Source organism: Eggerthella sp. (assembly GCF_048329335.1).
Lineage (GTDB): Bacteria > Actinomycetota > Coriobacteriia > Coriobacteriales > Eggerthellaceae > Eggerthella > Eggerthella lenta.
Genome location: NZ_DBFEGU010000481.1, coordinates 1 through 8054, shown reverse-complemented (window position 1 = coordinate 8054; position 8054 = coordinate 1). Strand labels below are relative to the sequence as shown.

Here is an 8054-nt window from a genome sequence, read left to right as displayed (position 1 = left end):
TCAAGAACCTCAACCTGCGCGTGCATCGCGGCGGCGGGTTCGTAGAGGTGTCGGCGCCGGCGTACGTGCGCGATCGCGACATCGAGAGGTTCGTCCGCGAGAAGCGCCCGTGGATCGACGCGAAGCTCGCGCAGGTTGCCGCCTCGCCCGCCGCCGTGGCGGCCGAGGCGGGGCCCGAGGAGGTGGCGGCGTGGCGCGCCGTGGTGGAGGCGTGCGTGCCCGCGCTGGTGGAGGCGTGGGAGCCTATCATGGGCGTGAAGGCGGGCAAGCTGGCGTACCGCAACATGACCAGCCGCTGGGGCAGCTGCCAACCCGCCACGGGCCGCATCTGCATCAACGTGCGTTTGGCGCTCTATCCGCCCGAGTGCTTGGAGTACGTGGTGGTGCACGAGCTGTGCCACCTGCTGGAACGCGGCCACGGCTCCCGCTTCAAAGCGCTCATGGACGCCTTCATGCCCGACTGGCGAGATCGGCGCGCGAAGCTGCGCTAGGGCCTTGGTAGCGCCGCGCCCGTAGGCGCCCAAGCGTGGCGAGCACCGAGTGCTGAGCGCCACCCCGAAGGGCGCGGGTCGCGTCCGTGCGCGGCGCGCATTACGCGCCGGCTCGGAATGCGCGGGTCGATCTCGATACGCCCGCGTGCACCGTATGAAAGCCGCAGGTCGTGCCCTGCGTTCGTCCGAGCGCGTTCCCGATGCCCTTCTGCGCGTGGCCGGCGGGCCGCTTGACGGGACGTTCGGGCTTCCGCGGTAAAAACGGAACGGTTGGGTAATCCTGAAGGGCGCCCGACCGCCACCTTCTTGGGCTGCTGAACCTTCTCAAGCGCGTCCTCCCAGGTCGGGTGTTCGAATCAGAAATGTAAGCAACATAGTATGATTACCAAACCGACTCGTTTTTACCGCGACGGGAGGATTTTCGTGACATCGACCCATTCGCTTGGTAGCTGGGTCATGGTTGCGCGTTCGTCGCGACCGGCCACCCCGGCTCGACCGTCGTCGGGCAGCGTGTTGGGCGAAAAACGGTTCCCATGACAATTTCGGCGGTGCTGTCGGGCATCGGTGGTTGCGTGCGGATTATGCCACCTGGGGTTATGCGGTCGGACGAGGCGATGCGGCGCGTCGAAACCGCTTCGCGATTGCCATGGGGGGGGCGTTTTGCGCCCAGGTCGGCCTCGCAGCTGCGGGCGAGCGTCCGGCACGGTGGGGTTCCGTCGGGCGCAGGCGAGCGTCCGGCACGGCGGTCACCGTCGGGCGCGGGCGAGCGTCCGGGGCGCGGGCGCGACTGGCCTTGCCCAGGCCTGCTCGTGGAATGTGTGCATCCTTCGCAAACCGCTTGCGCACGCTGCTATCATGGAACTATGGAAAGCGCACAGGCGATAGAGCGAGAACGGAACTATGGCAGCGCGGGTGATACCGCGCAAGGGGTATCCGACGGCTTGCCGAAGAGACAGCGCACCATCGTGCTTGCGGTCATGATGTCGGGCACCACCGCCGCGTGCATCTCGCAGAGCATGATGATAGCCGCGCTTCCCACCATCATGCACGAGTACTCCGTGAGCGCCTCGCTCGGCCAGCTTCTCACCACGTCCTACATCTTCACGCTTGGCCTCATCTCGGCTATGACCGCTTATCTGGTGCATCGCGTTGATTCGAAGAAGCTATTCATCGCAGCCATGGTGTGCTTCGTCGCAGGTTGCGCGGCCGCGCTCGTCGCACCGAATTATCCGCTGCTGTTGGCATCGCGCCTGCTGCAAGCCGGCGGCGCGGGCATCGCGCTGCCGCTTATCCAGGTGGTGGCGCTGTCAGTGTACCCCAAAAGCGAGTACGGCCGTGCGATGGGTCTGGTGGGCCTCATCATCGGCTTCGCGCCGGCCATCGGGCCCACCGTATCCGGCTTCCTCATCGACTTCTGGGGCTGGCGCTCGGTGTTCGTCATCTTGGGCGCGGTGTCGGCGGTGGTTGTGGTGCTGTCGTTCTTCGTGCTGTCCGACGTGGTGAAGCGCGAAGGGTCGCGCGAGCGGTTCGACGTGCCTTCGGGGCTTTTGTACACGCTTGGCTTCTGCGGCATCATGCTGGGGACCACGGTTATGGAGTCGGACGCTGCGTTCGATCCTGTGTCTTTGGCGGCGCTCGCAGGCGGCGCGCTTGCGCTCTTCGTGTTCGCGAGGCGTCAGGCGCGCATCGAGCAGCCGCTGCTCAAACTGTCGTGCTTTCGCAACCGCACGTTCGCGATAGCCACTGTGCTGGTGATGATGTCCCAGATGGCGTTCATGGTCGGTTCCATCATGGTGCCGTTGTTCGTACAGGACGTGCAGGGCGGCAGCGCCACGGTGTCGGGGCTGACTATCCTGCCGGGCGCGGTGCTGCTAGGGTTCTTGAACCCGGTGACGGGACGCCTGCTCGACCGTTACGGTCCAAGGCCGCTCGTTGCGGTGGGATGCGCGGTGCTGGCTGCGGGCACGCTGGCGTTCGCGGCGTGCGACGCGGGTACGCCCGAGTGGGCGATAACCGTGTTGTACGGCGTGCGCACGGTGGGGGTCGCATGCCTCATGATGCCGATGACCGCTCACGCTTGCGCGGCGCTGTCTCTTGAAGACATCGCGCAAGGCACGGCCATCATCACGTCGTTTCGCCAGATCTTCGGTGCGCTCTCGTCGTCGGCGCTTATCACGGTTATGGCGCTCGCATCTTCCAACGAGCTAGGCATCGACGTCGGCGGTTTCGCTTTAAGCTTCGAAGTGCAGGCGGCCGTCATCGTCGTGGGCTTCGTCGTGGGCATGGCGTTTCTGCCGCGCCCGCAGCGGAAAACGCGCTAGAGGCGGCTCGGCTGAGCGTGGTTCGCGCTATGCTGCGGCTGCCAGGGACGGCTCGGCGTAGCGGGCCCTGATGTAGCGGTCGATGGCGTCGGCGGTTTGGCTCTGCTGTTCCGCGGGGGTGATGCTGGCTTCGCCATCGCCGCTTTGCGGGCCGTAGGCGCCGAAGCCGGCATGGTTGCCGCCTTCGATCTCCACGGTTTCGGCTCCCTTGGGCAGCAGGTCGGCGTTGTCCTCGAGCTTGGCGCGGTTGAGCATCTGGTCGTTCGAGCCGTACAGGGAGATGGCGCCCAGGTTCGTGCTCGACAGGTCGCTGGCGGAGTAGGATCCCAACAGCACGAGGCCGTCGAGCGTGCCGTCGCCGGCATGGTCGACCGCGTACTGCGCCGCCATCGAGCCGCCCAGCGAGTGGCCGCCCACCCACCAGGTGCCCACGTCGGGGAAGTCCGCGCGCACGCGGTCGGCTGCGTTGATGTCGAAGAACGCGAAGTTGAACGGCATCTGGACCACTACGGCCAGGTAGCCGCGCTCGGCCAGATCGCGCATGAGCGGCGCGTACGCGCTGTATTCCACCTTCGCGCCGGGGTAGAACACGAGGCCGACGGCTGCGTTCGGGTCGCCGAACGCAAGGTAGTTGTCTCCCTGCTGAACGGGCAGCGTCTCGGTCGACACGAGGTTGCGATGGTTCGCGTCGAGGTCGTGGTACGAGTCGCTCGCGTACGCGAAGAACGCGGCTGCCAGCACGCACAGCAGGATGGCGAGGGCCGTCAGCGCGACGACGAGCTTGCGCGGCTTGCGGCGCGCGGCGACGGGCGTGCCGCTTTCGGCCGCTTCCGTCGTGGGTGTGGGTTCGTTCGTTTCCATGACGAGCATGGTAGCAAAAGAGTGCCATGCGCGGTTCCGGATCTGCAACGCTTGCCTTGCATTTCCTCTTCGTGATAAGTATACTTGACATTGTGATAAGAAAACTTGGCAGAATGAACCAATGAAAACCTTGGGATGCCGTACGAGGATGCCCAGTTGGCAAAAAGCAATCGAATTCGGAAGGTGAGCGCGGTCCGATTCGGTGGCAAGTCCAACGTGATTGAGGATGTCGGCTCGCGACCAGGTATTTTGCAGAGTGGGTAGCCGCGTATCGCTGCGATCAGGGATTCAAACTTCCGAATTCGGAGGTTTTTCGCCACCGAGAAGCTTTTTGCGTGCTTGGTGAGGCATGAGTACAAATGTTTCACGTGAAACATCCGGAAGCGAACGGGCGATGCAGAAGGAGGCAGCCATGAACAAGGACGAGATTCTGGAGAAGAGCCGTCGGGACAACGACGGAATGGACGAGCGGTTCAAGCTGATGCAATGGCGTGCGAGCTACCTTATGCTCTCCGTGATGATGGTGGTATGGGCGTTGTTGTTCTTGTGGGATTCGCTTCATGGTCAGAGCACGGATGTGTCGTTCGCCATTGTCATGTCGGGCATAGCCGCCATGAACTTCTACCAGTTCTACCAGTTTCGTTACAAAACCGCGTTGGGTGCGGGCGTTTTGGTGACGGTCGCGGTCATCAGCGTCGTCGTCCACCATATATTCGCGACGATGTAGGGGCACTTCATGATCAAGCTACCGTCTCTCGGATTCGACGATGTGCATGACAACGACGGCGAGCTCGAACTCTGCAACCGGCTGAAGGCGGCGCGCGCCGAGGCGGGGCTTTCGCAGGCAGAGCTCGCGGGGCTCGTGGGCGTCTCGCGCCAGACCATCTCGTCCATCGAGACGGGCCTGTTCAACCCTACGGCAAAGCTGGCCCTCGTCCTCTGCATCGCGCTCGACAAGAAGTTCGAGGATCTGTTCTACTTCGAGTGAGGCGCGTGCAAGGGCGCGTCTAGGATCGACGGACGCGCCTGGCTCACTTCCAGATCTTGCAGGCTTCGGGGTCTTCGGCCAGCAGCAGGTCGCGTAGGGCTTGCAGGTCGTCGGCCGAGACGTCTTCGGGGTTCTCGTACTCCAGCGTGTCCGCCACGTGAAAGTCGAAGCCGTTCTCGCCGTGCTCGCTCCACAGCTGCTGCAGCGGACGGTTCGGGTGCCCGCCTCCGTTCAGCTTCGCCCGCAGGCTGTTGAGCTCCTTCGCCGCGTCGCGCGTGATGCCCAGAAAGTGCTGGCCCGTGGCAGTGCAGCGCAGTTCAACCACGCCCATGTCGGGGCGGCGGCTCTTGTATGCGTCTCGCAATTCCTTGCGTCGGTCGGTTTGCATGCGTATCACCTCGTCGTCCACGGTACCGCATGCCGTCCGGGCGCGCAATCTACGGAACGTCGACCGTTGCCCTCGCTCGCGGCGCTCCGTGCCCTCAATCAGGCCGAAGCCGGCTGATCGGCCGCGCCGGCCTGCATCCAGGCGATGTACGTGTCGGGGTAGTGGGCGGTCAGCGCGGCCGAAAGGTCGAGGCCGAGGAGCGACTGCACGGCACCGACGATGCCCAATGGGCTGACCAGCGCGTCGAGCGTGGGCACGCGGGTGGATGCCGTGGAGCCGAACGTGCTCAGCGTGGCGAAGTCGTCCTCGTCGCATCCTAACGCGTAGCCGGTGTTGCGCTGGTAGGCGGTCTGCACGATGGCGTACGAATCGTCGAAGTCGACGCTTACGGTGCTGGGCAGCGTGATGGTGGAGCCGTAGCGTCCGAAACCCCAGGAGGAAAGCGGCAGCTGCGTGACGATGTCCGCCTCGTTCACCACGTTGAAGATGTTGCCGAACCTCGGATCGTGCCGGTCGTCAGCGCGCGTGGCGCACGGGGCGGCGAACGTGTAAGCGTAGATGCCGGACGAGGGCGCCAGCGCCGACGCGTCGTCGTCCGGGTCGCCGAGGTCGGCGGCCAGCAGGTTCGCGATGGCCCCGCCGCGGCTGTGCCCTGTGATGAGAATGCGCGTGTGAGCGGGGTCGATGCCCAGATCGCTCGCGTAGGAGCGCACTGCTTTCTCGACCTCTTCCTCGGCCGCTTTGAACCCGCGGTGGTCGGCATCGTCGGAGCCGGCGCCCAGGAAGTTGAAGTTGCTGAGCCACTCTGCGCCGTACGTGCCGCGGATGCCCACGAACAGAAGCGTGACGGGCTTCCCGTCGCCGTCCGAAGCGATGGTCTTGCTGGCCAACGTGTACGCGGCCACGTCGCTCGATCCCACCAACAGTGAGCTGACCTCGTCGAGGACGCTGCTGCGCATCGCGTACGACTCGGTGCGCACGTCGTGGAATCCCAGCGCGCCAAGCGTCCGCTCGGCGTAGGGCAGCGAACCGGCCACGCCGTCGTAGTACTGGGATTCGGAATTGCACACCGCCGCCAACACGGAACAGGCCGTGGCCAGATCGTGCTGGTAGGTGCGGGCGTCGTGGAAGAACCAGGAGTCGTCGAACGTCAGCTGCGTGGATGTTCGTCCTGACGGGTTGTTTGGGTCGAGGGCGGCCACCACCTCGCTGCAGTATTCGGCGGTGACGGTGGTGCGCGGGGAAGCGGGGACGTGCGCGACGACCGCGTTTCCATTGGCGTGCGCGACGGGAACGAGCCCCGATTCGTAGCCCGTGTACCGGAGCTGTACCATGAACAGCGCGATGAGAAGGAGGCAGCCGAGCAGGGAAGCGACAGCCGACGCGAAGCGTCGCGCGGGGTTCGTCTGCATCGGTCCTCCTTCGCCATCGGTGAGTGCTTCCTTCGTTTCGGCCAGTATACGGTGTCGTGCCGCCGCGGTTACCGGTGCTGGCGCAACGCAAGTGAAACTTAAGCGTGCTGTAAGCATTTCTTAAGGTTTGGGGCACGTTGCGGCAAGGTTCGGGATTCCTTTGCATCGCGGGCGTGAAACATTCGCGTGCGATCTGCGGGGACGAGGGGTCGAAGCGTTTCCTCGTGCTAGAATATCCAGTTGCTTGCCAACTGGCGAACGAATGCTGGTTGGCGCGCGTCGTCCAAGCGCGCCGCATCATGAGCGGCGGCGCTCGAAAGCCGGCTGACGAGGCATCATGCGCCGCGCGGCCCCGAAATGTGAGGAAGCACCATGTCAAAGGGAACCTACTCGTTCACCACCCCCATCTACTACGTCAACGCGGCCCCGCACCTCGGCACCGCGTACACCACCATCGCCGCCGACACCGTGGCGCGCTACCAGCGCATGAACGGCTACGACGTGGCGTTCGTGACGGGCATGGACGAGCACGGCCAGAAGGTGGCCGACACCGCTGCCGACAAGGGTATGACCCCGCAGGATTGGTGCGATTCCATGGAGCCCGCATTCCGCGACGCATGGGATATGCTGGGCATCACCTACACCGACTTCGTGCGCACCACCGAGCCGCGCCACGCCGTTACCGTGCAGAAGTTCTGGCAGGACCTCTACGACAAGGGCTGGTGCTACAAGGGCAGCTACGAAGGCTGGTACTGCGTGCACGAGGAAACCTACTACGCCGAGAGCGACCTCGAGAAGAACGACGAGGGCGAATTGGTGTGCCCCGACTGCAAGCGCCCCGTGCAGAAGGCGGGCGGCGAGGAGAACTGGTTCTTCAAGCTGTCCGAGTTCGGCGACAAGCTGCTGGCGTTCTACGAGGAGAACCCCGATTTCATCCGTCCCGAAACGCGCAAGAACGAGATCGTGTCGTTCGTGAAGAGCGGTCTGAAGGATCTGTCCATCTCGCGCAGCACGTTCGACTGGGGCGTGCCGCTGCCGTTCGACGAGGGTCACGTGGCCTACGTGTGGGCCGACGCGCTGCTGGCCTACCTCACCGGCATCGGCTACGGCGACGAGGGCGAGCGCGCCGGCGAGTTCGACGCCCGCTGGCCCATGCAGTACCACTTCGTGGGCAAAGACATCACGCGTTTTCACTGCGTCATCTGGCCCGCCATGCTGATGGCGGCCGGGCTGCCCATCACGCACACGGTGTTCGGCCACGGCTTCCTGCTCACCAAGGGCGAGAAGATGTCGAAGTCGAAGGGCAACGCGCTGAAGCCCGCGGACCTCTGCAAGGTGTTCGGCGTGGACGCGTACCGCTACTACTTCATGAGCGACGTGCAGTTCGGCGCCGACGGCTCCATCTCCATGGAGCGCATGGTGCAGGTGTACAACGCCGACCTGGCCAACACCTGGGGCAACCTCTGCAGCCGCGTGTTCAACATGACGAAGAAGTACTTCGACGGCCAGGTGCCCGAGGTGCCGGCGTCCGCTGCGGCGCTCGTGGGGGCCAACCCGCTGCGCGAGATAACCGAGGAGCTGTACGCCGAGTAC

At 64.6% G+C, this 8054-nt stretch carries 8 protein-coding genes; 5 read left to right on the top strand and 3 right to left on the bottom strand.

What is annotated here, in order from left to right; genetic code table 11:
* A partial coding sequence (locus tag ACMO6A_RS14935; protein ID WP_418471481.1) for a M48 family metallopeptidase occupies positions 1–491 on the top strand: 491 nt, incomplete at its 5' end.
* Positions 492–1432: 941 nt separating this feature from the next.
* Positions 1433–2812 (top strand): DHA2 family efflux MFS transporter permease subunit, encoded by a 1380-nt coding sequence (locus ACMO6A_RS14930; RefSeq protein WP_229061476.1) that lies wholly within the window; start codon positions 1433–1435, stop codon positions 2810–2812.
* A gap of 27 nt (positions 2813–2839) precedes the next feature.
* Here the strand turns inward: ACMO6A_RS14930 and ACMO6A_RS14925 are convergent, their stop codons facing one another.
* A complete protein-coding gene (locus tag ACMO6A_RS14925) occupies positions 2840–3673 on the bottom strand; it encodes an alpha/beta hydrolase (RefSeq protein WP_227110058.1) in 834 nt (277 codons plus the stop codon).
* A 412-nt stretch (positions 3674–4085) separates the two neighbouring features.
* Between ACMO6A_RS14925 and ACMO6A_RS14920 the strand changes: the two genes are divergently transcribed.
* Together ACMO6A_RS14920 and ACMO6A_RS14915 are read left to right on the top strand one after the other, a co-directional pair.
* The gene (locus ACMO6A_RS14920) at positions 4086–4400 is read left to right on the top strand and encodes a DUF6442 family protein (protein ID WP_015761335.1); all 315 of its coding nucleotides are present in this window, start codon (positions 4086–4088) and stop codon (positions 4398–4400) included.
* A 9-nt stretch (positions 4401–4409) separates the two neighbouring features.
* Entirely contained in the window at positions 4410–4661 is a 252-nt protein-coding gene (locus tag ACMO6A_RS14915; RefSeq protein ID WP_009306731.1) for a helix-turn-helix transcriptional regulator, read from the top strand.
* 43 nt (positions 4662–4704) lie between these two features.
* Here the strand turns inward: ACMO6A_RS14915 and ACMO6A_RS14910 are convergent, their stop codons facing one another.
* Positions 4705–5049, bottom strand: a complete 345-nt coding sequence (locus tag ACMO6A_RS14910) for a GIY-YIG nuclease family protein (RefSeq protein ID WP_015761334.1) — start codon at positions 5047–5049, stop codon at positions 4705–4707.
* A gap of 98 nt (positions 5050–5147) precedes the next feature.
* Positions 5148–6461, bottom strand: coding sequence for a lipase family protein (locus tag ACMO6A_RS14905; protein ID WP_015761333.1), 1314 nt, complete (start codon positions 6459–6461; stop codon positions 5148–5150).
* A 372-nt stretch (positions 6462–6833) separates the two neighbouring features.
* Between ACMO6A_RS14905 and metG the strand changes: the two genes are divergently transcribed.
* A partial coding sequence (metG, locus tag ACMO6A_RS14900) for a methionine--tRNA ligase (RefSeq protein WP_418471479.1) occupies positions 6834–8054 on the top strand: 1221 nt, incomplete at its 3' end.